Origin of the sequence: Leifsonia sp. 2MCAF36 (assembly GCF_052115525.1) — a bacterium.
GTDB lineage: Bacteria > Actinomycetota > Actinomycetes > Actinomycetales > Microbacteriaceae > Leifsonia.
Genome location: NZ_JBFRGV010000012.1, coordinates 31,778 through 56,820 on the forward strand (window position 1 = coordinate 31,778; position 25,043 = coordinate 56,820).

A 25,043-nucleotide genomic window follows, 5' to 3' on the forward strand; every position below is an offset into this window, starting at 1 on the left:
CGCTTCGTGAGGGGGCGGGATCAGGCGTTGCGGACGTCGTCGTCGACCCAGTCGAAGGTCTTCGTGACGGCCTTCTTCCAGAGCCGCAGCTGACGCTCGCGCTCGGCGTCATCCATGTTCGGCGTCCACCGGCTGTCCTCCTGCCAGTTCTTGCGCAGGTCGTCGAGGTCGGACCAGAACCCGACCGCGAGGCCGGCGGCGTACGCCGCACCGAGGGCGGTCGTCTCGGCGACGACCGGGCGCACGACGGGGACACCGAGGATGTCGGCCTGGAACTGCATGAGCGTGTTGTTGGCGATCATGCCGCCGTCGACCTTCAGCTCCTGCAGGTCCACTCCGGAGTCGGCGTTGACGGCGTCCAGCACCTCGCGCGTCTGGAAGGCCGTCGCCTCCAGGACCGCGCGGGCGATGTGGCCCTTGTTCACGTACCGGGTGAGGCCGACGAGCGCGCCGCGCGCGTCCGACCGCCAGTACGGCGCGAACAGGCCAGAGAACGCCGGCACGAAGTACGCGCCGCCGTTGTCGTCGACGGTCTTCGCCAGCTCCTCGATCTCCGGGGCGCTGGAGATGAGCCCGAGGTTGTCACGCAGCCACTGCACCAGCGAACCGGTGACAGCGATCGAGCCCTCCAGCGCGTAGTGCGGCGCCTCGTCGCCCAGCTTGTACCCGAGGGTGGTCAGCAGGCCGTTCTTGGAGTGGACGATCTCCTCACCCGTGTTGAAGATGAGGAAGTTGCCGGTGCCGTAGGTGTTCTTGGACTCGCCCGGATCGAACGCTGCCTGGCCGAACGTCGCGGCCTGCTGGTCGCCGAGGATTCCCGCGACGGGAACCTCGCGCAGCAGGCTCGACGACTCGACGTTGCCGTAGATCTCGGAGGAGCTCTTGATCTCCGGCAGCATCGACTTGGGGACGCCGAACGCCTCCAGGATGTCGTCGCGCCAGGTCAGCGTCTCCAGGTCCATGAACATGGTGCGGGAGGCGTTGGTCACGTCGGTGGCGTGCACGCCGCCGTCGGGACCGCCGGTGAGGTTCCAGAGAACCCAGGCGTCGGTGTTGCCGAAGAGCAGGTCGCCCGCCTCCGCGCGCTCCCGTGCCCCCTCGACGTTCTCGAGGATCCAGGTGATCTTGGTTCCGGAGAAGTACGTCGCGAGCGGAAGACCGACGATCGGCTTGAAGCGCTCGACTCCGCCGTCGGCCGCAAGGCGGTCGACGATCGGCTGTGTGCGGGTGTCCTGCCAGACGATCGCGTTGTAGACGGGTTCGCCGGTGTTCTTGTCCCACACCACCGCGGTCTCGCGCTGGTTGGTGATACCGACGGCCGCGATGTCGTGGCGGGTCAGGTCGGCCTTCGAGAGCGCCTGGCCGATGACCTCGCGGACGTTGTTCCAGATCTCCACCGGATTGTGCTCGACCCAGCCGGCCTTCGGGAAGATCTGCTCATGCTCCAACTGCCCGGTCGAGACGATCGACCCGGACTTGTCGAAGATGATCGCCCGGCTGCTGGTGGTGCCCTGATCGATGGCGACGACGTAGTCAGCCATAGGTAACTCCTTTGTTCTTTGGGGGTGGAACGGGAGAGGGCCGGTCCGGTTTCCCGGGCCGGCCCCCGGGTGCTACTTGAGGAGGATGGGGAGCAGCAGCCTGGCGAGTAGGCCGGCCACCACGCCACCGATGATGGGCCCGACGATCGGAACCCACGAGTAGGCCCAGTCGCTGGTGCCCTTGCCGCGAATCGGGAGGAGCGCGTGCGCGATGCGCGGACCGAGGTCACGTGCCGGGTTGATGGCGTACCCCGTCGGACCACCGAGGCTGGCGCCGATGCCGACCACGAGCAGGGCCACAGGGAGAGCGCCCAGCGCGGCGAGTCCCGCCGCCTGGCCCGGCTGGTGCCCGAAGGCGATCACCACGAACACCAGCACGAACGTGCCGATGATCTCGGTGACCACGTTCCAGCCGTAGCTGCGGATGGCAGGACCGGTGGAGAAGACGCCGAGCTTGTTCGCCGGGTCGGGCTCCTCGTCGAAGTGCTGCTTGTAGGCGAGCCAGGTCACGACCGCACCGATGATCGCACCGATGAGCTGCGCCAGGATGTAGAGCAGGACCGTGAGGATGTTCACCGGCACCAGAGTGTGCGCCGCTGCCGACCCGAATGTCTTGGCCCCATTCGCCACCAAGCCGAGCGTCACCGCAGGGTTGAGGTGGGCGCCCGAGTTGTAGGCGACGATCACGCCGGAGAACACCGCCAGGCCCCAGCCGAAGGTGACCATCAGGAACCCGCCATTGAAGCCCTTGGTCCTGATGAGGGCGACGTTCGCCACCACAGAGGTACCGAGCAGGACCAGCATCGCCGTTCCCACCAATTCCGACAGGAAATCTACACCGATATTGTCCACGTTGACCTTCCAGTTGTTCAGTTGACCCGCACCCTGTTGTGCGTTCTGGTGAGGCTCTCGTCAGGGTGGGCACCTGAACGCTATTGCGCTCACGCTCACCTTCACAAGAACCGTGTCATGCACGTTCGTGCATTTATCGAACAGCCGCGGCTTCGCTTCCGTCCCCCGACGTGAGTTGCACCCGGTGGGCGTCGGCGAGGTCCGCTACGAACGAATCTTCCTCCTCGGTGCGGCGGTTTGGCGACCATCCGAGCGCGTTTGCCGCGATTTCGCCGATCTCGTGAACCAGGGCCGTCGTGATGGCACCCGTGAACGCGAGGCTCGTCCGGCGGAGGAAGATGTCGGCGAGGTGGACGACGTGCTCGTTGCGGACCAGGTGGTCGAACTCGGCGCGGGAATATGTCGGTGCGGCGGCGAGCGGCGCATCCTCACCATCCCATCCGGCGATAGCGTCGATGACGAAGCTCGCCTTCGTGCCGTACCGGCGCAGCAGCGTCGTGGCGCGCTCTGCGCCGACGTCCGCGCCGTAGCGCGCGATCCAGTCGCGCTCCGCCTGCGGCGTGGTCGGGAAGCCGGCACCGCCGCCGATCGGGAGGCCGAGGGTCTGCACGGTGCGCTCGGCGCCGATGGCCTTCAGGGTCTCGTCGGCGAGGTGCTCGCTCAACGCCCGGAAGGTCGTCCACTTGCCGCCCACCAGGCTGAGCACCGTGGTGTCGCCCAGGCCGGCGATCGTTCCCGGCACGATGCGGTAGTCGCGCGACACGAAGCCGGGCGCGGTGTCGTCGTGGTGCGGCAGGGGACGGACGCCGGAGAACGTGTAGACGATCTGCTCGCGGGTGACCGGGATCGCTGGGAAAACGTGCGCGACCAGCTCGATGAAGTAGTCGATCTCGTCCTCGGTGATCACCGCGCGCTCCGACATGTCCGCGTCGATGTCGGTCGTGCCGACCATCACGCGCCCCTTAAGCGGGTAGATCAGCACGATGCGACCGTCGTTGTTCTCGAAGAACATCTCGCGTCCCTTGCAGGCCGCGAGCAGCTCCGGGTTGTCGAGCACGATGTGGGAGCCCTTGGTGCCGCCCATGTAGCGGGTCGCCTCGCCGAGCGCCTGGTTGGTCAAGTCCGTCCACGGACCGGACGCGTTGACCACGACGTCCGCCGTGATCGCGAACTCCTCCCCGCTCTCGCGGTCGCGGACGAGCACTCCGCCGTCGCGGGTGCCGATCGCCTCGACGTAGTTGACCGCGCGGGCATGTGGGCCGGCAGCGAGGCCGTCGGCGAGCACGTCCAGGGCGAGTCGCTCAGGGTCGTGCACGGACGCATCGAAATACATCGCTGTGTACTTGAGGTCCGGGTTCAGCGCCGGCAGGATCTCCAGCGACTTCTTCCGGCCGTGGAAGCTGTGCCGCGGCACCGAACCACCGTCGCGCGAGAATGCGTCGTAGATCGTCAGCCCGGTCTTGATCAGGAAGGCGCCGCGCTCCTTCGGCTTGCCCTGCTTGTGGGTGAGGAAGCGGAGGGGTGCGGCGAGGATGCCGGAGAACGTGGAGTAGATCGGGATGGTGGTCTCGAGCGGCTTGACGTAGTGCGGGGCGATCTTGAGCAGGCCGTTGCGCTCGGTCACCGACTCCTTGACGAGCCGGAACTCGCCGTTCTCAAGGTAGCGGATGCCGCCGTGGATCATGTGGCTGGATGCCGCCGATGCGCCGGAGACGAAGTCGTTGCGCTCGACGAGGACGACGTCGACCCCCTGCAGGGCGAGGTCGCGGAAGGTGCCGAGTCCGTTGATGCCGCCGCCGACGACGAGCACCTGCGCTCGGGGGCGTTCGCGGAGGCGCTTGACCTCGGTGCGTGTTGTCGGCTTCGTCGTCACGGTCTTCTCCTGTTGCTCGTGTGCCCTGTTGCTCTCACAAAACTGCTGTGCGGCTATAGTCTTCGTGGCAGCACAACTTCGATCAAGCGCGGTGCACATACGTGCACAGCTGGTCCAGCGAATAAGAAGGCCCGAATGCCACAGCCCGAACCCGAGAACCTGCCCGACAAGGTCCGCGACGCCCTCAAAGCGGGACACCTGTACTACATGCAGGACCTCACGATGGAGGCCATCGCGCACGAGATGCACACGTCGCGATCCAGCGTCTCCCGCCTGCTCAGCTACGCCCGCACTTCCGGCCTGGTGACCATCCAGATCGCGGAACCGCACGAAGGCGCGTCGCGCATCCAGCAGACGCTCCACGAGCGCTATGGCATCGCCGCGCACATCGTCCCGATGCCGAGCGCGATCAGCGACGTGGATCGGTTGGAGCGCGTCGCCATCTCGGCTGCACGGATTCTCGACCGCTTCATCGACTCCAACCAGACGGTCGGCATCGCCTGGGGGTCGACGATGAGCGCCCTGAGCCGCCACCTCATCCCGAAAGAGCTGCACAATGTCGAGTTCGTGCAGCTCAACGGTGCGGGCAACACGTACACGACCGGTGTGCTGTACGCCTCGGAGATCCTGCGGCGCTTCGGCGACACCTACTCCGGTACGATCCAGGAGTTTCCGGTGCCCGCGCTGTTCGACGACCCGCAGACCAAGGTCGCGATGTGGCGCGAGCGCAGCACCCGGCGCATCCTCGACATCCAGGAGCGGATGGATGTGGCCCTCTTCGGCCTCGGTTCGCCGTTCTCCGAAGTGCGCTCGCACGTGTATGCCGGCGGCTACCTCGACCAGGCCGACTACGCGTCCCTCGACCAGTCGGGCGTCGTCGGCGACGTGGCGACCGTGTTCTTCCGCGAGGACGGCAGCCACCACGGCATCCCCCTCAACGAGCGCGCGAGCGGACCGGACATCGACCTCATCAAGCGCGTGCCGCGCCGGGTCTGCATCGTCTCCGGCCCGTCCAAGGTGCACAGCCTGCGTGGAGCCCTGGCAGCCGGCCTCATCACCGATCTGATCGTCGATGAGGGCACCGCCCGCGCCCTGGCGCAGCTGGGCTCGTCCGCCCCGGCGGCGGAACAGTACGGCCAGGAAGCAGTCGACGCCGCCTGATCCCTTCACGTAACCCGGAGCCGCACGGCGTGCGGGAATAGACCGTGGCGGAACGCGTTGATCTAGACTCGACAACGAAATACGTGCTCCGGGGTCGGTGAGAGTCCGAACCGGCGGTGATAGTCCGCGAGCGGGACGCCCAGGCGTCCTGCTGAGCCGGTGGAATTCCGGCACCGACGGTAATGCGTGCAGGCGAGAGCCTGCCGCTCAGTCCGGATGGGAGGCAGCACGGTGGGCGGCCCGCATGCGCTGGCGCCCACACGACCCCGGTGACACGTCTCCACGCAAGAGACAGGATGGCAACCGGATGACGTGGGAAGCCCCCATGCGCACGGCGCTCGAGCTCGCCGCCAACGGTCCCGCCACCGGCGTGAACCCACGGGTCGGCTGCGTCCTCCTCGACGGCGATGGGCGCATCCTCGCGGAGGGCTGGCATCGCGGCGTCGGCACCCCGCACGCCGAGGTGGATGCGCTCAGCAAGCTCCCCGAAGGCGGCGCCCGGGGCGCCACAGCGGTCGTCACCCTCGAACCGTGCAACCACTGGGGCCACACCGGCCCCTGCTCGGAGGCCCTGATCGCCGCAGGCGTCGCACGCGTCGTCTACGGCACGGACGACCCTGGCCACCACTCCAGCGGGGGCGCCCAGCGCCTGCGGGAGGCCGGCGTCGACGTGACCGGCGGCATCCTGCGTACGGAGATCGAGGCGTTCCTCGGCGACTGGCTCACCGCGGCACGACTGGGACGGCCGTACATCGTCGTCAAATGGGCGAGCAGCCTCGACGGCCGCGCGGCCGCGGCGGACGGGACCAGCAAGTGGATCACCGGAGCCGCCGCTCGCCAGCGGGTGCACGAGCAGCGGGAGGCCTCCGACGCGATCGTCGTCGGCACCGGGACGGTGCTCTCCGACGACCCCAGCCTCACCGCACGCGGCGACGCCGGCGAACTGCTGGGAACGCAGCCGACACCGGTCGTGATCGGCACCCGCGCCGTCCCGAAGGACGCCGCGGTGTTCCACCACCCCAACCCGGTCGTCTTCGAGGGCACCCACGACCTCCACGACGCGGTCGCCGACCTGCATCAGCGCGGTTTCCGGCGCATCTACGTCGAAGGCGGCCCGACGCTGGCGAGCGCGTTCGTCGCCGCGGGCCTCGTCGACGAGTACGCCATCTACCTCGCCCCGACCCTGCTCGGTGGTCCGCGCCTCGCTCTCGGAGACATCGGGGTGGAGACCATCGGCGAGCAGAGGAAGCTGCGCATCCTCGACGTCGAACGACTCGGTGGCGACCTCCTCATCCGTGCAGCGCCCCTCCACGCCGCGACCGCGACACCAACCACTCCTACCCCCACCCCTCAGGAGGGCTGACCATATGTTCACCGGAATCATCGAAGAGCTGGGCGAAGTCACCGGCGTCGAGCGCACCGCCGACGCCGCGCGCCTCACCGTCCGTGGGCCGCTGGCCGTCAGCGATGCGCGACACGGCGACTCGATCTCCGTCAGTGGCGTCTGCCTGACCGTCATCGGCAAAGACGCCGAGACGTTCACCGCCGACGTGATGGCCGAAACCCTCGCGATCAGCACGCTTGCGGACGTCCAGGCCGGCCGACGGGTCAACCTGGAGCGTGCGGCGCAGGTCGGCGACCGCCTGGGCGGCCACATCGTGCAGGGCCACATCGACGGCACCGCCACCGTGCTCTCCATCACCGACGGCAGCGCCTGGCGCGTCGTCCGCCTCTCCCTCGACCCGGAGCACGCGCCGCTCGTCGCGCGCAAAGGCTCCATCGCCATCGACGGCGTCTCCCTGACGGTCAGCGCCGTCGGCGGCGGACGCGAGGACGGCTGGTTCGAGGTGTCCCTGATCCCCGAGACGCTGGCCGCCACCACACTGGGCGACCGTGTCGAAGGCGACCGCGTCAACATCGAGACGGACATCCTGGCCCGTCACGTAGAGCGCATGCTCGCGCTCGAACCTGCACTGACTGAACGGAGTGCGTCATGAGTCTGGCCACCATCGCCGAAGCCCTGTCCGAACTGCGTGCCGGCCGGCCGGTCATCGTCGTCGACAATGAGAGCCGCGAGAACGAGGGCGACGTCCTCCTCGCCGCCGAGCTCGCCAGCCAGGAGTGGATCGCCTGGACCGTGAAGCACTCCTCCGGCTTCATCTGCGCGCCGATGACCGACGAGATCGCCGACCGACTCGAACTTCCGGTGATGGTCGCGCACAATGAGGACTCCCGCGGTACCAACTACACCGTGAGCGTGGATGCGGCGGACCGCCTCTCCACCGGCATCAGTGCCGCCGATCGCGCGCACACCCTCCGCGTGCTCGCCGACCTCGACTCGACGCCGTCCCGTCTGCACCGGCCCGGCCACATCCTGCCGCTGCGCGCGGTGGAGGGCGGGGTGCGCGAACGCGACGGCCACACCGAGGCCGCCGTCGATCTGCTGAAACTGGCCGGCCTGACGCCGGTCGGTGCCATCGCCGAAATCGTTGCCGACGACGGCGAGATGATGCGCCTGCCCGGCCTGATCGAGCTCGGCAAGCAGGAGGGCGTGCTGGTCATCACGATCGAGGCCCTGATCGACTACCTGCAGGAGTTCCACTGCGACCAGCCGCTGGAGACGGTGACGCCGATCCCGGAGACGTCGCGTGTGATCTTCGAAGTCGAGACGACCGTCCCGACCACCCACGGCCCGTTCCGGATGCGCGCCTACCGCGACCGCACGACCGGCGCCGACCATGTGGCGATCGTCGCCGGCACGCCGCAGCGCGACGGGACGCTCGTCCGCGTGCACTCGGAGTGCCTCACGGGCGAGGCGTTCGGTTCGCTCAAATGCGAGTGCGGACCGCAGCTCGACGCCGCGATGGACACCATCCAGCGCGAGGGCGGAGTCGTCGTCTACCTGCGCGGGCACGAGGGGCGCGGCATCGGCCTCATCAACAAGCTGCGCGCCTACAAACTGCAGGAGGAAGGCCTCGACACGCTCGACGCCAACCTGGCCCTCGGCCTGCCGATCGACGCCCGCGACTACCGGGCGGCCACGGCCATCCTCCAGGACCTCGGGATCGAGTCGGTACGTCTGCTGACCAACAACCCCGAGAAGGTACGCCAGCTCGAGGAGCACGGCATCGAGGTCGAGGAGCGCGTCCCGCTCGTCGTCGGCGTCGGGGCCTTCAACGAGGGTTACCTGGAGACCAAGCGCGACCGGATGGGTCACGCGATCGGAGACATCGACCCGATGTCGGGACTGGACGAGACGGCCGCGGACATCGCGGCGGAGAGGACCACACGATGAGCGGAGCGGGAGCCCCGAGCGCGACCGAGCGGATCGATGGGAGCGGCCTGAACGTCGTCGTCGTCGCCGGCAGCTGGCACGAGACGATCAGCGAGGCGCTCATCGCCGGCGCGCAGCGGACCCTGGATGCCGCAGGCGCCACGCACTCGCTGGTGCGCGTCCCCGGCAGCTTCGAACTCCCCGTCGTCAGCAAGGCGGCGCTCGAAGCCGGCGCGGACGCGGTCGTTGCGCTCGGTGTGATCATCCGCGGCGGCACGCCGCACTTCGAGTACGTCTCGGCGGCGGCCACCGACGGGCTGACCCGTGTCGCACTCGACACCGGCAAGCCGGTCGGCTTCGGCGTGCTCACGCTGGACGATGAGAAGCAGGGCATCGACCGCTCAGGCCTGCCCGGGTCCAAGGAGGACAAGGGCGCCGAGGCCGCTCACGCAGCGCTCGCGACCGCCGTCGCGCTGCGCAAGTTGGGCGCCTAACCCGGCCTCAGCTCCGCCAGGGCATGTGCTGCAGCGTCCAGGTGTTGCCGTCCGGGTCGGCGAACCAGGCGTAGAGCACGCCGCCCATGTCCTGAACCGCGGCGACATCGACACCGCGGGCGACGAGCGCATCGCGGGAGGCGTCGATGTCGGCGACGACCAGATGGAGCCCACGCAGGGAGCCTGGTGCCATCGCGGTGTCGGCCATGCCGGTCGTCATGGTGACCGAGCAGTAGGAGCCGGGCGGGGTGAGCTGCACGATGCGTACGCCGTCGGCGGGCCGCACGTCCACATCCACGGTGAAGCCGACCCGGTCGCGGTAGAACTCGATCGAGCGGTCGAGGTCGGCGACCGGAAGCATCAGCAGTTCGAGCATCATCGCGCCGGCCGGAATGGCCGGAGTCGGGTTGTCCGTCACGGTCACGCCGCGCCCAGCAGCTCGTCGAGCTTCTCGTATCCTTCGCGAACGCCGTACTCCATGCCGCTCGCGATCATCTGCTCGAGCGCCTCGCGCGACGTCATCACAGAGCGGCCGACGAGTCGGCAACGGCCGTCCGGCAACTCCTCGAACCGCATCCGGTCGAGGCTCACCTCACCGGGCGCTCCGAGGAACTCGAAGGTCTGGATGATCAGCTCGTTCTCCGCGACGGTGTGGAAGACGCCACGGAAGGCGTACACCGACCCATCGTCGTCGCGCTGCTCGAAGCCGTAGCGTCCGCCGGCGCGGAACTCCCAGTCGGTGATGGTGTTCGACAGCCGGCGTGGACCGATCCATTGCACGAAGAGCGCGGGATCCGCGTGGGCGCGGAACACCGCGTCGACCGGTGCATCGAATTCGCGGGTGAGGTCGAGGTACGAGGTGCCGGGCACCGCCTCGATGACGACGGGATTGCTCATGATTTCTTCTCCCTGTTCGGGTTCTCCTGTTGTGGGGCGTCCCTGAGGACGGCATCGAGACGGCGATAGCGCGCCTCGGCCTCGAGCCGGTAGCGGTCGATCCATGACGTGAGTCGCTCCAGTGCCGCCGCCTCGAGGTGGACCGGCCGCCGCTGCGCGTCGCGGGTGCGCGAGACCAGGCCGGCCGCCTCCAGCACGCTGATGTGCTTGGACACGGCTTGGAGGGTGATGGTGAACGGCTCCGCGAGCTCGTTGACCGTGGCGGGGCCCCGACTGAGGCGCGCGACGATCGCACGCCGCACCGGGTCGGCCAGGGCGGCGAACGCCCTGTCGAGACCGTCGTCCTCAGTCATGGTCAACTCTTTCTTTAATCAATGGGTCGGTTGATAACTAGAGTAGAGCCGCTGCCGTGCCACGTCAACAGCGAGCTGGGGAGCTACGGCTTCCAGACCATGAGCACGACGACGACGAGAAGCAGAAGGCTCGCCACCCCCGACGCTGCGGCGATCGCCGGGTACCGCGAGGCCGTCCCGTCGCGGAGCGCTTCGGCGGCGCGACGCATCGTCGGCACGACCACGAACAGCGTCAGACCGAGCGCGATCACGTACAAGATGATCGACCAGAGGATCCACGGCGTTGTGACGCTCAGGCCGTACTTCTTGTCCGCCAGGCCCATGACGCCGAACCCGAAGAGCACCACCAGGATCGACAGCAGCGACAGCAGGTTGGTCGACTTCGCCAGCGTCTCCACCTGGCGCGCGTCACCCGCCCGCACGGCGCGCATCGCCGTCATCGGGAGGATGGCCATCGGGCCGACGATGAAGACGGCGGTGACCACGTGTAGTACAGCGAACAGGGTTTCCATGCCCCCCAGCGTACTGACCGGTCGGATTCGGCGGACTCACACACCGCACATAGGGTGGAAGGGCGCCACAAGCGCCACCCCGTCTCACGCCAACGTGTGCTTTCCGCCCGACCGACGCCGCGCACGCCATGCGGTTCTCACTCGCAACTCTGGAAGCACTCCACACGCATGACTACGACGGCTCCCGCCATCACCCCTGCGCCCGCGAACACCCGCGGCCGCGTCATCCTCGCCAGCCTCATCGGCACGTCGATCGAGTTCTACGACTTCTACGTCTACGCCACCGCGGCCGTGCTGGTCTTCCCCGCACTGTTCTTCACCAGCGCGGACCCGACCACCGCGCTGCTGGCCTCGTTCGCCGTCTTCGGCGTCGCCTTCATCGCCCGGCCGATCGGCTCCATCCTGTTCGGCCACTTCGGTGACCGGATCGGCCGCAAGGGCACCCTCGTCGGCTCGCTGCTCACGATGGGTATCGCGACCGTGCTCATCGGATGCCTGCCGACGGCGCAGGTCCCCGGGTGGCAGTTCTGGGCACCATTCCTCCTCGTCGTGATGCGCTTCTGCCAGGGCCTCGGCCTCGGCGGCGAGTGGAGCGGCGCGGCACTGCTCGCGACCGAGAACGCCCCGGCGGGCAAACGCGCCATCTACGGAACGTTCCCTCAGCTCGGCGCGCCGATCGGCTTCATCGTCGCGAACGTGCTGTTCCTCATCCTGAGCCTCACCATCTCCCCCGAGGCGTTCGCCGCGTGGGGCTGGCGGATCCCCTTCCTGCTCAGCGCCGTGCTCGTGATCGTCGGCCTGTACGTGCGACTCAAGCTGGTCGAGACGCCGGCCTTCCAGAAGGTCGTCGACACCGGTGAAGTGGTCAAGCTTCCGCTCGCGCGCGTGTTCCGCACCAGCTGGCGCCAGATCGTGCTGGGCACGTTCATCATGCTGGCCACCTACGTGCTCTTCTACCTGATGACCGCGTTCACCCTGACCTACGGCACCACCGCCGCCACGCCCGAGCAGGCTCAGGCCGCCGCAGAGAAGGCCGGCAAGACGTTCTCGGCGGCGACCTTCGTCCCGGGCCTCGGCTTCAGCCGCAACGACTTCCTGGTGATGCTCATCATCGGCGTGGTGTTCTTCGGTGTCTTCACCCTGGTCGCCGGTCCCCTGGCGGAGCGCTTCGGCCGCCGTAAGACGCTGATCTGGGTGACTCTCGGCATCATCGTGTTCGGCCTGCTCTTCGTGCCGCTCTTCTCGGGCGGGACGGTCGGAACCATGGCCCTCCTCATCATCGGCTTCACACTGATGGGTCTGACCTTCGGCCCGATGGGTGCTGAGCTGCCGGAGTTGTTCCCCACGAACGTCCGCTACACGGGGTCCGCTGTGGCCTACAACCTCTCCAGCGTGCTCGGCGCGGCCGTTGCGCCCACCATCGCGGTGTGGCTGTGGACGATCGCCGACGGCAGCACGGTCTGGGTCGGCATCTACCTCTCGCTCGCCGGCGTGCTGACCCTCATCGCGTTGCTCATCTCGAAAGAGACGCGCGACGTGGACTTCACCGACAACGTCAGCTGACCGCTTCGACGCCTGCGCGCTCAGTCGAGGAACAGAGCGCGCAGGCGGCGGGTGGTGAGGATGAGTCCGAGCACGATCATCACCACGAAGTAGAGGACGTGCCACAGCATCCCCACGTTCACGTCGCCCGTGGTGAGCCCGCGGACGAGCTCCACCCCGTGCCACAGCGGCATCGCCTTGATGATGACCTGCACCGCGTCGGGATAGACGGTGATCGGGTAGAAGGTCGCCGACAGCAGGAACATGGGAAGCAGGATGAAGTTGATCCAGTCCATCTGCTGGAACGTCTTCATGTAGCTGGTGATGCCCATCCCGAAGCTGGCGAAGCCGAACGCGATCAGCAGGACAGCGGGCAACGCCAGCAGCGCCCACCACGACAGGTTGAGCCCGAGCGCCTGCATCACCAGCATGAAGCCGAGCGCGTAGAGCGCGCCGCGCAAGAGGGCGAGCAGGATCTCGCCGAGCGCCACATCCAGCGGGCCGAGGGACGTGGCCAGCATCCCCTCGTACAGCTTCGCGAAGTGCATCTTGAAGAAGACGTTCCAGGTCGAGTCGTAGACCGCGCCGTTCATGGCCGCCGTCGCAAGCAGCGCCGGGGCGATGAAAGCGGCGTACGGCACCTGCTGGCCGGTCGAGGTGTGGATGTCGCCGACCAGGGCCCCGAAGCCGATCCCGAGCGAGAGCAGGTAGAAGATCGGCTCGAAGAATCCGGAGACGATCACCAGCCAGTTGGTGCTGCGGGTTGCCGACCAGCCCCGCTGCATCACAGAGCGGGCGTTCCCGGCGTACAGCGCACCCAAGGGACGGGATCGGGAGGCGGACGTCGCCAGCTGTTCGTCGGTGGCGGTCACTTGTTCAGCCTCCTCGCGGCGATGCGGCGCGTCCACAGCCAGAAGGTGACGAACAGCGCAGCCAGGTAGAGGACGTGGACGACCGACAGCCAGAGCGGCTCGCTCATGCCGTACGTGAAGACGCGGGAAAGTTCCGTGGAGTGCCAGAGAGGCGAGATCCAGCCGATCCACTGCAGGAACCACGGCATGCTCGAGAGCGGGAAGAACGTGCCGGAGAACAGGGTCATGGGCAGGAGCACGAAGCGCATCAGCATCGCGATCTGGCCGGTGTCCTGCTCGAGGGTCGCGACGTATGCCATGATCGGCGCCCCGAAGGCGAGACCGCCGAGCATGGCCACCGGGATGCTGAGCCAGCCCCAGGGACCGGGCACGCCGCCGAAGAGCACCATGAAGGCGAAGTAGATGACGCTCGTGCCGAGCAGACGCGCCACGACCGCGATGAGGACCCCGTCGATGATCTGCCCCGGCGCGATGGGCGATGCGTTGATGCCGTAGAAAGTCGGGTTCCACTTGAACCCGAGCAGGATCGGGTAGGTGAACTCCTCGCTTGCGACGGTGACCGCCGCCGTGCAGAGCAGCGCGGGCGCGACGAAGGCGAGGTAGCTCACGCCGTCGACCGCATGCGGACCCATATTGGCGCTCACCAGGCTGCCGAGCCCGAGACCCATCGCGAGCAGGTAGAGCAGCGGGTTGCCGAAACCGGTGACGAGCACGGTCTGCAGGTAGGACCGCATCACCCGGAAGCGATGCTCGGCGACGTACCAGGCACCGAACCGCCGGGGACGCGCCGCAGCGGCCAGGGCGGCCCGCGCATCCTCTCGCACGCCTGAACGGGGGTCCGGCGCTCCGGACGCCCCCGACGGCCCGGTGATCGCGCTCATTCGATCAGGCTCCGTCCGGTCAGACGCAGGAACACGTCCTCCAGGCTCGACCGCCGCACCAGGCTGGTGAGGGGATGCAGCCCGCGCTCGGTGATCCGCACCAGTTCGCCCTCACCGTCGTCGCTGTAGACGAGTACGCGGTCGGGCAGAACCTCGATCCGCTCCCCGACCCCGTCGAGGCGGCCCGCGACCTCGGCGTTGCGCTCCGACCCGAAGCGCACTTCGAGCACCTCGCGTGTCGAGTACCGGCGGATGAGTGCAGCCGGCGACCCCTCCGCCATGATGGCGCCCTTGTCGACGACGACCAGCCGGTCGCAGAGCTGCTCCGCCTCGTCCATGTAGTGGGTGGTGAGCACCAGGGTCGTGCCCTGCTCTTTGAGCCGGAACAGCCGGTCCCACAGGATGTGCCGCGCCTGCGGATCGAGACCGGTCGTCGGCTCGTCCAGCAGCAGGATGCGCGGGTCGTTGATCAGCGCCCGCGCGATGGTGAGGCGGCGCTTCATGCCGCCGGAGAGGTCGTCCACCTTCGCCTTGGCCTTGTCTTCGAGCTGGGCGAACGCGAGCAGCTCGTCGGCGCGCGCACGGACCCGCGCCGCGGGCAGTCCGAAGTAGCGTCCGTAGACGATCAGGTTGTCGCGCACCCGCAGCTCGGTGTCGAGGTTGTCGGCCTGGGGCACCACGCCGAGCTGCGAACGGATCTCGGGACCGTACCGGTTCGGATCCAACCCTAAGATGCTGAGGTCGCCTCCCGTCCGCGTCGAGACGGCGCCGATCATCCGCATCGTCGTCGACTTGCCCGCGCCGTTGGGCCCGAGCAGACCGAACGACTCCCCCGGCTCGACCTCGAAGCTGATGCCGTCGACGGCCGGGAAGTCTTTGTACTTCTTGACCAGGTCGTGGGCGGCGATGACGGGCGGCATAGTTCAGCACTGTAGCCGCGACCCCGGACATTGGGAGGGGCTTCGCTCGGTGTCAGCAAACAGGCAGTTCACAAGAAGTACGGTCGGAGGTAGCGGCACCGCGCGCACCGCGACGCCCCTCCTCCCGGAACGGAGACACCGTCATGTCAACCACGTCCAGCGCCGCCCCCCGACGCCGCCGCGGCTTCGGCCGCGCGGTCGACGACGCGGGGCCGCGCGCCCGCTTCTCGCAGCTCCTCCCCTACCTTTTGGAGCACAAGCGCGTCCTCGGCGTCGTCATCGTGCTCAGCATCCTGGGCGCCGCGGCGAGCCTCGCGCAGCCTCTCCTCGTCGGCCAAGTGATCAACGTCGTGGGAAAGCAGCAGCCCCTCGGCGGTCTGGTCTGGGCACTCGTCGCCCTCGTCGTCATCTCCGGGCTGATCTCCGGCTACCAGCACTATCTGTTGCAGCGGACCGGGGAGGGCGTCGTGCTGTCGTCACGCCGCAAACTGGTCGGCCGTCTGCTGAGGCTGCCCATCAGCGAGTTCGACACACGGCGCACCGGCGACCTGGTCTCCCGCGTCGGCTCGGACACCACCCTGCTTCGCGCCGTCCTCACGCAGGGGCTCGTCGAGGCGATCGGCGGCGCGCTGACCTTCGTCGGCGCCCTGATCGCGATGCTCATCATCGACCCGGTACTGCTCGGCCTGACCGTGCTCGTCGTGGCGGTCTCGGTCGTGACCGTCGTCCTGCTGTCCGGGCGCATCCGGGTCGCCAGCCAGAAGGCGCAGAACAAGGTCGGCGACCTCGCGGCCGCGGTGGAGCGCGCCATCAGCTCCGTGCGGACCATCCGCGCGGCGAATGCGACCGAGCGCGAGATCGCCGCGGTCGATGACGACGCGACCGGCGCCTGGCGCATGGGCATCCAGGTCGCCAAGATCTCGGCACTGGTCGTCCCCGTCGCGGGGATCGCGATGCAGGTGTCGTTCCTCGTGGTTCTCGGCGTGGGCGGCTTCCGCGTGGCGAGCGGCGCCATCACGGTCGCCAGCCTGGTCACCTTCATCCTCTTCCTGTTCATGATGATCCTGCCGCTCGGCCAAGCCTTCGGCGCGATCGCCGCGGTCAACTCGGCGCTCGGGGCGCTCGGCCGCATCCAGGAGATCCTCGACCTGCCGACGGAGGACCAGCACGACCGCGAGCTCGCGCCGCTCGCCCTCACCGTGGGTAAGGCCAACGAGGGCCTCGCACCGGAGGCACCGGCGATCGAGTTCGCGGACGTGCGCTTCGCGTATCCCGAAGCGGAGGCTGCGGCGGCCACCGCCGAGACGACGGCGGCCGGGCGGCCGGCGGCGGAGCCCACACCCGAACGGCTGGCCTTCGAGGCGCTGACCGGCGCGGACATGGTCGCCGAAGCGGAGGTGGCAGCCGGAGCCGGTGGCGGAGAAGGGGCCCACCAGCTCGGCGGTGTGCTGCACGGGGTGAGCTTCCGCGTTCCCCGCGGAAAGCGCACGGCGCTCGTCGGGCCGTCCGGCGCCGGCAAGTCGACCATCCTGGCGCTGGTGGAGCGGTTCTACGACCCGCAGGCCGGCGAAGTGCGCTTCGGCGGGATGGACGTGCGCACGCTCGACCGCGTCGCCCTCCGGTCGCAGATCGGCTACGTGGAGCAGGATGCGCCCGTGCTGGCCGGCTCGCTGCGCGACAACCTGACACTCGCCGCACCGGACGCGACGGACGAGCAGTGCGTGGACGTCCTCCATGCCGTCAACCTCACGGAGGTGCTCGAACGCAGCGACCTCGGGCTGGGCGCGCCCGTCGGCGAGGACGGCATCATGCTGTCCGGTGGGGAGCGTCAGCGCCTGGCGATCGCCCGCGCGCTGCTCGCCGCACCTCCGGTGCTGCTGCTGGACGAATCCACGTCGAGCCTGGACGGCCGCAACGAGCAGCTGATGCGTGAGGCGATCGACGCCGTGGCGGAGGACCGGACGCTGCTGGTGATCGCGCACCGCCTGTCCACGGTGGTGGATTCCGACCAGATCGTGGTGCTCGACCACGGCCGCGTGATCGGCACCGGCACCCACTCCGAGCTGGTCGAAACGACCCCGCTCTACCGCGACCTGGCCAAGCACCAGCTCCTGGTCTGACCGGCCACCCGGCGGGTCAGGCGCGCAGGTGGTAGCGGAGGGAGGCTAGTTCGGCGCGCAGTGCTGCGGGGACGCGGGCGCCGAAGCGGTCGAAGAACTCCTCGGTCAGGTCGCATTCGGCCAGCCAGCTCTGCGAGTCCACCTCGAAGAGGGCATCCACATCGTCAGCCGGGAGGTCGAGTCCCGCGAGGTCGAGCTCCTCGACGACCGGGAGCCGCCCGATCGGTGTCTCGATACTTCCGGCGCTCCCCTCGACGCGACGCGCGATCCACTCGATCACGCGCGCGTTCTCGCTGAACCCGGGCCACAGGAACCGGCCGTCGTCGCCCTTGCGGAACCAGTTCACCTGGAACACCGCTGGAGCGTTGTCACCGAGCTGCTCGCCCACCTCGAGCCAGTGCGCCCAGTGGTCCGCCATGTTGTAGCCGCAGAACGGCAGCATCGCGAACGGGTCGCGTCGCAGCTCGCCGACGGTCCCCTCGGCCGCCGCCGTCCGCTCCGAGGAGATGGTGGAGCCGAGGAAGACACCGTGGCGCCAGTCCCGGGCCTGAGCCACGAGCGGGACATTGGTGGCTCGGCGTCCGCCGAACAGGATGGCGTCGATCGGCACACCGTCGAACGCATCCCAGTCGTCCGCGATGGACGGGCACTGCGCGGCGGCCACTGTGAAGCGGGAGTTCGGATGCGCGGCGGGGCGACCGCTGGCGGGCGTCCAGTCCTTCCCCTCCCAGTCGATCAGGTGCGCGGGGGGCTCGTCGGTCAGCCCCTCCCACCAGACATCTCCGTCGTCGCGCAGTGCCACGTTGGTGAAGATCGTGTTGCCCCAGAGCGTCTCGACCGCGGTGCGGTTGGTGCTCTCGCCGGTGCCCGGTGCGACGCCGAAGAAGCCTGCTTCAGGGTTGATGGCACGCAGCCGGCCGTCCGCCCCCTGCCGCAGCCAGGCGATGTCGTCGCCGATCGTCTCGACCCGCCAGCCCGGGATGCTCGACTGCAGCATCGCCAGGTTGGTCTTCCCGCACGCCGACGGGAACGCCGCAGCGAAGTGGAAGGCGCGCCCCTCCGGCGAGGTGACCTTGATGATGAGCATGTGCTCCGCGAGCCATCCCTCGTCGCGTGCCATCACCGAGGCGATGCGCAGCGCGAAGCACTTTTTCGCCAGGATGGCGTTGCCGCCGTAGCCGGACCCGTACGACCACACCTCCCGCGTCTCCGGGAACTGCACGATGTACTTCGTGGTGTTGCACGGCCAGGCGACGTCGTCGCTGCGCACGCCGTCCGCGTCGACCAGCGGGTGACCGACGCTGTGCACGGTCGGAACCCAGGGTTGCCCGGCGTCGATCAGGTCGAGCACGGTCTCGGTGACGCGGGTCATCATCCCGAGGCTGACCGCCACGTAGGCGGAGTCGGTGAGTTGGATGCCGACCTGCGAGAGCGGGCCGCCGACCGGGCCCATGGAGAACGGCACCACGTACAGGGTGCGTCCGCGCATGCTCCCGGCGAAGACCTCCCGCAGCTCTGCCCGCATCGCGTCGGGCTGGCGCCAGTTGTTGGTGGGGCCTGCATCCGCCTCGTCGAGGGAACAGATGAACGTGCGGTCTTCGACCCGGGCGACATCGCCCGGGTCGGTGCGCGCCAGGAAGCTGTTGGGTCGCCACTCCGGGTTGAGGCGGATGAGCTTCCCCTCGGCGACGAGCTCTTTGGTGAGGTGGTCGGCCTCCGCCAGCGAGCCGTCGCACCAGACGACCTCGTCGGGCTGCGTCAGGGCGGCGATGTCAGCGACCCAGGCGCGCACGGCGGACAGCCCGCCGGACGATACGGTGTCGGTCAGGTCCATTTCGGCGATGCTCATTGCAGAGTCCATTTCGTCGGAAGAAGTGGTGATACATCCAGCATCCGCGATGTTCTGCACCTGTGGACCCTGAATTCTGCTGTAAGAATCGCGAATCTTTCGCTATTGTGAAGCCATGAGCATCCCCATGGGCACCGGAGACATCGACGTCGCCACGCTCGGCCACCGCATCCGTCACTTCCGGACGCGCCGCGGCATGACCCTCGACGAGCTGGGGGCGGCAGCGGGCGTCGCCGCGAGCCAGCTGTCGTTGATCGAGAACGGCAAGCGCGAGCCGCGCATCTCGCTGCTCAGCAGCCTGGCAGCCGCACTCGGCGTGCAACCGGCCGACCTGCTCTCCGCCGAGCCCCCTGACGAACGCGCGGCACTCGAGATCGAGCTGGCGCGCGCGCAGAAAGGACCGCTCTACGCGTCGCTCGGGCTCCCAGCGGTCAAGCCCACGAAGGGGACACCGACCGAGACGCTGCGTTCCCTCGTCGGCCTGCACCGCGAGCTCAGCCGCCGGGCGAACGAGGCGATCGCCACACCGGAGGAGGCGCGACGGGCGAACACCGAGCTGCGCGAGCGGATGCGCGCCGAGGACAACTACATGCCCGAGATCGAGGAACTCGCCGAGCAGCAGGTGCGCGCCTCCGGACACACCCGCGGCGCGCTGACGCACCGCGAGGTCAGCGTGATGGCCGAGAAGCTCGGATTCGAACTGATCTACGTCAACGACCTCCCACGGTCGGCGCGCTCCATCACCGACCTGGAGAATGGGCGCATCTACCTGCCCCCGGCGTCCATCCCGGGCGGTCACGGCCTGCGTTCGATGGCGCTGCAGGCGATGGCCCACCGGCTTCTCGGGCACACCCGTCCCGCGTCGTACGCCGACTTCTTGCGGCAACGGCTGGAGATCAACTACTTCGCGGCTTGCTGTCTGATGCCTCGGGATGCCGCCGTCGCCTTCCTGCAGCAGGCGAAGAAGGACAAGGACTTGGCCGTCGAAGACTTCCGCGACGCCTTCGGGGTGACCCATGAGGCGGCGGCATTGCGGCTGACGAACCTGGCCACCAGCCACCTGGACATGACGATGCATTTCCTGCGCGTCGGCGACGACGGAGCGTTGTACAAGGGGTACGAGAACGACGGGCTGCCGCTGCCGACAGACGTGACCGGCTCCATCGAGGGCCAGGTCGTCTGCCGCAAGTGGGGCGCCCGCAGCGCGTTCACGCACACCAACCGGACGACGGAGATGTACCAGTACACCGATACGCCGGCCGGGACGTACTGGTGCGCCACCCAGACGGGCACGACCGCCGAGGGCGGCTTCTCGATCAGCGTCGGCGTGCCGTTCGACGAGGCGAAGTGGTTCCGTGGCCGCGAGACCACCGACCGCGCGGAGTCGCGCTGCCCGGACGAGTCGTGCTGCAAGCGGGCGCCGTCGGACCTGTCGGGTCGCTGGGCGGGCAAAGCCTGGCCGAGCGCTCGGCTGCACGCGCACATCCTGGCGCCGCTGCCCTCCGGGTCGTTTCCGGGCGTCGACGACTCCGACGTGTACACGTTCCTGGAGGCGCACTCGGGCGCCTGACGCCGTGGGCATCGGGTGGGAAACGGAGGATCGCTGGGGCCCAATCGCCAGCGTCCTCCTCCATTTCCTGCCGCCACGCCGTCCCAGTCGCCGGAGTTCCTCCCTTGGCCGCCATCCCGAAGGGAGGAGATCCGGGCGACCGTGCCGGGAACCGCAGGCTATGGAGGAGGGCTCCGCCTTCGCTGGTCGAAACTCCTCCCTGCGCGACAGCCAGGCGACAGCCTGGCGCTACTTGGGCTGCATCCGGATCGCTCCGTCGAGGCGGATCGTCTCGCCGTTGAGCATCGGGTTCTCGACGATCGCCCGCACCAGCGCGGCATACTCGGCCGGCCTGCCGAGACGGGAGGGGTGCGGCACCTGCGCCGCCAGCGAGTCCTGCGCAGCCTGGGGCAGCCCCGCCATCATGGGCGTCTCGAAGATGCCCGGCGCGATCGTCATCACGCGGATGAGGTTGCGCGCGAACTCCCGGGCCAGCGGCAGCGTCATGGCCGCGACGCCACCCTTCGACGCCGAGTAGGCCGGCTGCCCGATCTGACCGTCGAATGCGGCCACCGAGGCCGTGTTGACGATCACGCCGCGCTCCTCTCCGACCGGCTCGGTCTGCGCGATCGCGCTGGCGGCCAACCGGACGACGTTGAACGTGCCGACCAAGTTGACGCGGATGACGCGCTCGAAGTGCTCGAGGGGGATGAGACCGTCACGCCCGATCACCTTCTCGGCCGTCGCGATTCCCGCGCAGTTCACCACCACGCGCAGCGGGCCGAGTCCGGACGCCGTGTCGATCGCCGCCTGCACCTCCCCCTCGTCGGTCACATCCGCCGGGACGAAGCGCGCGGTCGGTCCGAGCGCGACCGCCGCTTTCTCCCCTTCCGAGCGCGGCAGGTCGAGGATGACGACATGTGCGCCCGCCTCGGTGAGCGCGCGTGCGGTGGCGTTGCCCAGGCCACTGGCCCCGCCGGTGACGAGGGCAGAGCATCCGTCGAGCTGCATGGTTCTCCTTGGCGATCGGTTCGTTGGGTGGGATGGATCTGTCGCCGCGCCGGTCAGCGCAGCACTTCGATGAGCGTCGCGTTCGCGGTGCCGCCGCCCTCGCACATGGCCTGCAGCCCGTAGCGGCCGCCGCGCGCCTCCACCTCGTTCAGCAGAGTGGCGAGCAGTCGGGTGCCCGAGGAGCCGAGCGCGTGCCCTAGCGCGATGGCGCCGCCGCAGGGGTTCAGTTTGGAGGGGTCGGCGCCGAACTCCTGCTTCCACAGCAGCGGGACGGGCGCGAACGCCTCGTTCACCTCGTAGGCGTCGATCTCGTCCAGCCCGACACCGCTGCGGTCGAGCAGCTTGCGCGTCGCCGGGAGGATGCCTGTCAGCATCAGCAGGGGGTCGCTGCCGGCCACTGCGAAGGAGTGGAACCGGGCCCGGGGCCGCAGTCCCAGGCGCTTCGCCGCGTCCGCGCTCATGATGAGCGCGGCGGACGCGCCGTCGGTGAGCGGCGACGAGTTGCCCGCGGTGACGCGCCACTCCAGCTGCGGGAAGCGCTCGGCGAGGCGATCGGTCCGGAACGCCGGCTGCAGCGTTGCCAGCTTCTCGGCTGTCGTTCCGGGGCGGATGGTCTCATCGGCCACGACGCTGCCCGAGTCCGGCGTTGGGACGGCGACCAGCTCGCCGTCGAAGGCGCCGTTGGTCGCCGCCCACGCGGCGCGCCCCTGCGACTCCGCGGCATAGTCGTCGAGCTGCGAACGGCTGAAGCCCCAGCGGTCGGCGATCAGCTCGGCCGCGACGCCCTGGTTGACCAGACCGTCCCGGTAGCGGGTGTGGAGCAGCGCACCGCCGAGCGCGGCCCCCTGCACGTTCGACCCCATCGGAACGCGGCTCATGGACTCGACCCCGCACGCGATGACCACGTCGTACGCGCCGGCGATCACCCCTTGCGCCGCGAAGGCCGCCGCCTGCTGGCTGGAGCCGCACTGGCGGTCCACGGTGACGGCCGGAACGCTCTCCGGAAAGCCCGCGCTGAGCACGGCCGTGCGGATGATGTTGCCCGCCTGTTCGCCCGACTGCGTGACGCATCCACCGATCACATCGTCGACGACGGCCGGGTCGATGCCGGTCCGCCCGATCAGCTCGAGCAGAACGCCCGCGAGGAGGTCGGCCGGGTGGATGTCGGAGAGCTCGCCGTCCGGCTTGCCGCGCCCCGACGGCGTGCGGACGACGTCGACGATGACCGCTTCGGAGCGGGCCACGTCAGGCTCCGAACGGGTTCGGCGTCAGCGTGTACTTGGTGTTGAGGTACTCGTGGATGCCCTCAAAACCGCCCTCGCGGCCGAGGCCTGACTGCTTGACGCCGCCGAACGGAGCCGCCGCGTTGGAGACGACACCCACGTTCAGGCCCATCATCCCCGTCTCCAGTCGTTCGATCATCCGCTGGCCGCGTGCAAGGTCCTTCGTGAACACGTACGACACCAGCCCGAACTCGGTGTCGTTCGCCAGGCGGACCGCCTCGTCCTCGTCCGAGAACCGGATGATGGACAGCACCGGGCCGAAGATCTCCTGGCGGAGGATCTCGCTGCCGGGCCGCACATCCGTGACGACCGTCGGCTCGAAGAACGTGCCGGTCCCGTCGACCCGCGACCCGCCGGTGAGGACGGATGCCCCGCGCGTGACCGCATCCTGCAGCAGGTCGGACGCTTTCTCGACCGCGCCCTCGTTGATCAGGGGGCCGATCGTGACGCCGTCGTCGGTGCCCCGGCCGACCTTCAGCCCGTTCACCCGTTCGGTCACCCGGCGCGCGAACTCGTCGGCGACGGCCTCGTGGACGATGAACCGGTTGGCCGCCGTGCAGGCCTCGCCGATGTTGCGGAACTTCGCCAGCATCGCGCCGTCGATCGCCCTGTCGAGGTCGGCATCGTCGAACACGACGAACGGAGCGTTCCCGCCGAGCTCCATGGATGTGCGCAGAACATTCTCCGACGCCTGCTGCAGCAGCTTCCGCCCGACCTCGGTGGAGCCGGTGAACGAGAGCTTGCGAAGTCGCGAGTCGGCGATGATCGGCGCCGACACTTTGCCCGACGTGGTCGTCGTGACGACGTTGAGGACACCGCCGGGGAGGCCGGCATCCTCGAGCAGCTTCGCGAAGTACAGAGTCGTCAGCGGCGTCAGCTCGGCCGGCTTGATCACCACCGTGCAGCCCGCGGCGAGCGCCGGCGCGATCTTGCGGGTCGCCATCGCCAGCGGGAAGTTCCACGGCGTGATCAGGAAACACGGTCCGACGGGATGCTGCGACACGATCATCCGCCCGGTGCCTTCCGGGTTGGCACCGTAGCGCCCGGAGATGCGGACCGCCTCCTCGGAGAACCAGCGCAGGAACTCGCCGCCGTAGGTGACCTCACCGCTGGCTTCGGCGAGTGGCTTGCCCATTTCAAGAGTCATCAGCAGCGCGAAGTCGTCGCGCCGCTCCTGCAGCAGGTCGAAGGCGCGGCGGAGGATCTCCCCGCGCACGCGGGCCGGCGTCGCCGCCCAGTCGTCCGCCGCGGCGACCGCCGCATCCAGCGCCCGGATGCCGTCCTCGGGCGAGGCGTCGGCGATCTCCTTGATGCGGTCACCGGTTGCGGGGTCGAATACCGGGAACGTTCCGGCCGACCCGGTCGTCCACTCCCCTCCGATGTAGAGTCCGTCCGGTACGCGCTCCAGCAGAGCCTTCTCATCCATCAGCCGTGTTCCTCCTCTGTCGTCGCGTCCGCGTCGTCGGGACCGACTGCCGCCTGAACGAGCGGCACGGTCCGGTGGTCGATCACCGTCGTGAGGGCGATGACGGTGGAGGTGCGCGCCACCGCCGGATAGCCGTCGATGCGGCCGATCACCCGCTGCAGGTCGATGTTGGTGCGCGCCACGGCACGGACCATCAGGTCGCCCGCCCCCGTGATGGTGTGCACCTCGAGCACCTCCGGGATGTGGCGCAGGTGCTCGGCGACCGCCGCGTGGCGGGCGTCCTCACCCGAGGTCAGCTCAACGGTCACGAAGGCCGTCACCGGGTAGCCGAGCCGGTCGGTGTCGACCGTCGGCGCGAAGTCGCGTACGACGCCCGACCGCTGCAGCCGGTCCAGCCGGGCCTGCACGGTCCCCCGCGCCACGCCCAGCCGCCGCGACGCCTCGAACACGCCCAGCCTCGGCTCCGCGGCCAGCAGCGCGATCAGCTCGGCGTCGAGCTTGTCGATCATGCGGCCTCCTTCGGTCCTCGCACATCGTACGACGCAGGGTACGCGCCTTCGGCACGCTGACCGAAGCTCTCAGGAAGGGGCGGCAGGGTGCGCGGGGCGACCCCTGCGAATCCGCACTGCCGAG

General features: G+C 68.9%; 23 protein-coding genes and 1 riboswitch. Of the genes, 8 read left to right on the forward strand and 15 right to left on the reverse strand.

The window, feature by feature from the left end; translation table 11 throughout:
• Positions 1 to 20: 20 nt before the first annotated feature.
• The 3 genes from glpK to AB4079_RS16695 form a co-directional block, all read right to left on the reverse strand.
• Positions 21 to 1,541, reverse strand: a complete 1,521-nt coding sequence (gene glpK, locus AB4079_RS16685) for a glycerol kinase GlpK (protein ID WP_441788443.1) — start codon at positions 1,539 to 1,541, stop codon at positions 21 to 23.
• 72 nt (positions 1,542 to 1,613) lie between these two features.
• Complete coding sequence (locus AB4079_RS16690) at positions 1,614 to 2,345, reverse strand: MIP/aquaporin family protein (protein ID WP_441788569.1); 732 nt, start codon at positions 2,343 to 2,345, stop codon at positions 1,614 to 1,616.
• A 181-nt stretch (positions 2,346 to 2,526) separates the two neighbouring features.
• A complete protein-coding gene (locus AB4079_RS16695; protein WP_441788444.1) occupies positions 2,527 to 4,266 on the reverse strand; it encodes an FAD-dependent oxidoreductase in 1,740 nt (579 codons plus the stop codon).
• A 135-nt stretch (positions 4,267 to 4,401) separates the two neighbouring features.
• Here AB4079_RS16695 and AB4079_RS16700 point away from each other — a divergent pair, with 135 nt between their 5' ends.
• From AB4079_RS16700 to ribH, 5 genes are all read left to right on the forward strand, one after another.
• Positions 4,402 to 5,427: a sugar-binding transcriptional regulator gene (locus AB4079_RS16700; protein WP_441788445.1), complete on the forward strand. Its 1,026-nt coding sequence runs from the start codon at positions 4,402 to 4,404 to the stop codon at positions 5,425 to 5,427.
• A gap of 79 nt (positions 5,428 to 5,506) precedes the next feature.
• Positions 5,507 to 5,661, forward strand: a riboswitch (FMN riboswitch).
• Positions 5,662 to 5,734: 73 nt separating this feature from the next.
• Entirely contained in the window at positions 5,735 to 6,790 is a 1,056-nt protein-coding gene (gene ribD, locus AB4079_RS16705) for a bifunctional diaminohydroxyphosphoribosylaminopyrimidine deaminase/5-amino-6-(5-phosphoribosylamino)uracil reductase RibD (RefSeq protein ID WP_441788446.1), read from the forward strand.
• A 4-nt stretch (positions 6,791 to 6,794) separates the two neighbouring features.
• Positions 6,795 to 7,424 carry a riboflavin synthase gene (locus tag AB4079_RS16710; RefSeq protein WP_441788447.1) on the forward strand — a complete coding sequence of 210 codons (630 nt, stop codon included), beginning with the start codon at positions 6,795 to 6,797 and terminating at the stop codon, positions 7,422 to 7,424.
• Positions 7,421 to 8,722, forward strand: a complete 1,302-nt coding sequence (ribA, locus tag AB4079_RS16715; protein WP_441788448.1) for a GTP cyclohydrolase II — start codon at positions 7,421 to 7,423, stop codon at positions 8,720 to 8,722. Before AB4079_RS16710 ends, ribA begins: the two co-directional genes overlap by 4 nt.
• On the forward strand, positions 8,719 to 9,195 hold the full coding sequence (gene ribH, locus AB4079_RS16720) for a 6,7-dimethyl-8-ribityllumazine synthase (protein ID WP_441788449.1): 477 nt from the start codon (positions 8,719 to 8,721) through the stop codon (positions 9,193 to 9,195). The genes ribA and ribH overlap by 4 nt, the downstream gene beginning before the upstream one ends.
• Before the next feature lie 7 nt (positions 9,196 to 9,202).
• On the opposite strand, the gene AB4079_RS16725 is transcribed toward ribH, so the two are convergent.
• The 4 genes from AB4079_RS16725 to AB4079_RS16740 form a co-directional block, all read right to left on the reverse strand.
• A complete protein-coding gene (locus AB4079_RS16725) occupies positions 9,203 to 9,574 on the reverse strand; it encodes a VOC family protein (protein ID WP_441788570.1) in 372 nt (123 codons plus the stop codon).
• A gap of 41 nt (positions 9,575 to 9,615) precedes the next feature.
• Entirely contained in the window at positions 9,616 to 10,092 is a 477-nt protein-coding gene (locus AB4079_RS16730; RefSeq protein WP_441788450.1) for an SRPBCC family protein, read from the reverse strand.
• Entirely contained in the window at positions 10,089 to 10,445 is a 357-nt protein-coding gene (locus tag AB4079_RS16735; RefSeq protein ID WP_441788451.1) for an ArsR/SmtB family transcription factor, read from the reverse strand. The genes AB4079_RS16730 and AB4079_RS16735 overlap by 4 nt, the downstream gene beginning before the upstream one ends.
• Before the next feature lie 83 nt (positions 10,446 to 10,528).
• On the reverse strand, positions 10,529 to 10,957 hold the full coding sequence (locus AB4079_RS16740; RefSeq protein WP_441788452.1) for a DUF2269 family protein: 429 nt from the start codon (positions 10,955 to 10,957) through the stop codon (positions 10,529 to 10,531).
• A 168-nt stretch (positions 10,958 to 11,125) separates the two neighbouring features.
• Here AB4079_RS16740 and AB4079_RS16745 point away from each other — a divergent pair, with 168 nt between their 5' ends.
• A complete protein-coding gene (locus tag AB4079_RS16745) occupies positions 11,126 to 12,520 on the forward strand; it encodes an MFS transporter (protein WP_441788453.1) in 1,395 nt (464 codons plus the stop codon).
• Between the two features lie 20 nt (positions 12,521 to 12,540).
• On the opposite strand, the gene AB4079_RS16750 is transcribed toward AB4079_RS16745, so the two are convergent.
• From AB4079_RS16750 to AB4079_RS16760, 3 genes are read right to left on the reverse strand one after another with little or no spacing between them, the layout of a single operon-like run.
• The gene (locus AB4079_RS16750) at positions 12,541 to 13,371 is read right to left on the reverse strand and encodes an ABC transporter permease (protein ID WP_441788454.1); all 831 of its coding nucleotides are present in this window, start codon (positions 13,369 to 13,371) and stop codon (positions 12,541 to 12,543) included.
• Positions 13,368 to 14,252, reverse strand: a complete 885-nt coding sequence (locus AB4079_RS16755) for an ABC transporter permease (protein ID WP_441788455.1) — start codon at positions 14,250 to 14,252, stop codon at positions 13,368 to 13,370. The genes AB4079_RS16750 and AB4079_RS16755 overlap by 4 nt, the downstream gene beginning before the upstream one ends.
• Positions 14,249 to 15,172, reverse strand: a complete 924-nt coding sequence (locus tag AB4079_RS16760) for an ABC transporter ATP-binding protein (protein ID WP_441788456.1) — start codon at positions 15,170 to 15,172, stop codon at positions 14,249 to 14,251. Before AB4079_RS16760 ends, AB4079_RS16755 begins: the two co-directional genes overlap by 4 nt.
• A 143-nt stretch (positions 15,173 to 15,315) precedes the next feature.
• Here AB4079_RS16760 and AB4079_RS16765 point away from each other — a divergent pair, with 143 nt between their 5' ends.
• Complete coding sequence (locus AB4079_RS16765; RefSeq protein ID WP_441788457.1) at positions 15,316 to 17,292, forward strand: ABC transporter ATP-binding protein; 1,977 nt, start codon at positions 15,316 to 15,318, stop codon at positions 17,290 to 17,292.
• A gap of 16 nt (positions 17,293 to 17,308) precedes the next feature.
• On the opposite strand, the gene AB4079_RS16770 is transcribed toward AB4079_RS16765, so the two are convergent.
• Positions 17,309 to 19,141 (reverse strand): phosphoenolpyruvate carboxykinase (GTP), encoded by a 1,833-nt coding sequence (locus AB4079_RS16770; RefSeq protein WP_441788458.1) that lies wholly within the window; start codon positions 19,139 to 19,141, stop codon positions 17,309 to 17,311.
• 115 nt (positions 19,142 to 19,256) lie between these two features.
• On the opposite strand from AB4079_RS16770, the gene AB4079_RS16775 reads away from it, so the two are divergent.
• On the forward strand, positions 19,257 to 20,711 hold the full coding sequence (locus tag AB4079_RS16775; protein WP_441788459.1) for a helix-turn-helix domain-containing protein: 1,455 nt from the start codon (positions 19,257 to 19,259) through the stop codon (positions 20,709 to 20,711).
• A gap of 228 nt (positions 20,712 to 20,939) precedes the next feature.
• Here the strand turns inward: AB4079_RS16775 and AB4079_RS16780 are convergent, their stop codons facing one another.
• The 4 genes from AB4079_RS16780 to AB4079_RS16795 are packed head-to-tail and all read right to left on the reverse strand — an operon-like array spanning position 20,940 to position 24,919.
• Entirely contained in the window at positions 20,940 to 21,701 is a 762-nt protein-coding gene (locus tag AB4079_RS16780) for a 3-hydroxyacyl-CoA dehydrogenase (RefSeq protein WP_441788460.1), read from the reverse strand.
• A gap of 53 nt (positions 21,702 to 21,754) precedes the next feature.
• Positions 21,755 to 22,945: a thiolase family protein gene (locus AB4079_RS16785; protein ID WP_441788461.1), complete on the reverse strand. Its 1,191-nt coding sequence runs from the start codon at positions 22,943 to 22,945 to the stop codon at positions 21,755 to 21,757.
• A 1-nt stretch (position 22,946) separates the two neighbouring features.
• Positions 22,947 to 24,410, reverse strand: a complete 1,464-nt coding sequence (locus AB4079_RS16790) for an NAD-dependent succinate-semialdehyde dehydrogenase (protein WP_441788462.1) — start codon at positions 24,408 to 24,410, stop codon at positions 22,947 to 22,949.
• A complete protein-coding gene (locus AB4079_RS16795) occupies positions 24,410 to 24,919 on the reverse strand; it encodes an Lrp/AsnC family transcriptional regulator (RefSeq protein WP_441788463.1) in 510 nt (169 codons plus the stop codon). The genes AB4079_RS16790 and AB4079_RS16795 overlap by 1 nt, the downstream gene beginning before the upstream one ends.
• Positions 24,920 to 25,043 lie beyond the last annotated feature (124 nt).

What these genes read in the sequence shown, in the direction of transcription:
- AB4079_RS16710 (WP_441788447.1), top strand. Translation starts at nt 6,795, where the DNA reads ATGTTCACCGGAATCATCGAAGAGCTGGGCGAAGTCACCGGCGTCGAG.
- AB4079_RS16765 (WP_441788457.1), top strand. Translation starts at nt 15,316, where the DNA reads ATGTCAACCACGTCCAGCGCCGCCCCCCGACGCCGCCGCGGCTTCGGC.
- ribD (WP_441788446.1), top strand. Translation starts at nt 5,735, where the DNA reads ATGACGTGGGAAGCCCCCATGCGCACGGCGCTCGAGCTCGCCGCCAAC.
- AB4079_RS16745 (WP_441788453.1), top strand. Translation starts at nt 11,126, where the DNA reads ATGACTACGACGGCTCCCGCCATCACCCCTGCGCCCGCGAACACCCGC.
- AB4079_RS16790 (WP_441788462.1), bottom strand. Translation starts at nt 24,410, where the DNA reads ATGGATGAGAAGGCTCTGCTGGAGCGCGTACCGGACGGACTCTACATC.
- AB4079_RS16755 (WP_441788455.1), bottom strand. Translation starts at nt 14,252, where the DNA reads ATGAGCGCGATCACCGGGCCGTCGGGGGCGTCCGGAGCGCCGGACCCC.
- AB4079_RS16725 (WP_441788570.1), bottom strand. Translation starts at nt 9,574, where the DNA reads ATGATGCTCGAACTGCTGATGCTTCCGGTCGCCGACCTCGACCGCTCG.
- AB4079_RS16730 (WP_441788450.1), bottom strand. Translation starts at nt 10,092, where the DNA reads ATGAGCAATCCCGTCGTCATCGAGGCGGTGCCCGGCACCTCGTACCTC.
- AB4079_RS16770 (WP_441788458.1), bottom strand. Translation starts at nt 19,141, where the DNA reads ATGAGCATCGCCGAAATGGACCTGACCGACACCGTATCGTCCGGCGGG.
- AB4079_RS16760 (WP_441788456.1), bottom strand. Translation starts at nt 15,172, where the DNA reads ATGCCGCCCGTCATCGCCGCCCACGACCTGGTCAAGAAGTACAAAGAC.
- AB4079_RS16700 (WP_441788445.1), top strand. Translation starts at nt 4,402, where the DNA reads ATGCCACAGCCCGAACCCGAGAACCTGCCCGACAAGGTCCGCGACGCC.
- glpK (WP_441788443.1), bottom strand. Translation starts at nt 1,541, where the DNA reads ATGGCTGACTACGTCGTCGCCATCGATCAGGGCACCACCAGCAGCCGG.
- AB4079_RS16690 (WP_441788569.1), bottom strand. Translation starts at nt 2,345, where the DNA reads ATGCTGGTCCTGCTCGGTACCTCTGTGGTGGCGAACGTCGCCCTCATC.
- AB4079_RS16780 (WP_441788460.1), bottom strand. Translation starts at nt 21,701, where the DNA reads ATGCAGCTCGACGGATGCTCTGCCCTCGTCACCGGCGGGGCCAGTGGC.
- AB4079_RS16735 (WP_441788451.1), bottom strand. Translation starts at nt 10,445, where the DNA reads ATGACTGAGGACGACGGTCTCGACAGGGCGTTCGCCGCCCTGGCCGAC.
- ribA (WP_441788448.1), top strand. Translation starts at nt 7,421, where the DNA reads ATGAGTCTGGCCACCATCGCCGAAGCCCTGTCCGAACTGCGTGCCGGC.
- AB4079_RS16775 (WP_441788459.1), top strand. Translation starts at nt 19,257, where the DNA reads ATGAGCATCCCCATGGGCACCGGAGACATCGACGTCGCCACGCTCGGC.
- AB4079_RS16795 (WP_441788463.1), bottom strand. Translation starts at nt 24,919, where the DNA reads ATGATCGACAAGCTCGACGCCGAGCTGATCGCGCTGCTGGCCGCGGAG.
- AB4079_RS16740 (WP_441788452.1), bottom strand. Translation starts at nt 10,957, where the DNA reads ATGGAAACCCTGTTCGCTGTACTACACGTGGTCACCGCCGTCTTCATC.
- ribH (WP_441788449.1), top strand. Translation starts at nt 8,719, where the DNA reads ATGAGCGGAGCGGGAGCCCCGAGCGCGACCGAGCGGATCGATGGGAGC.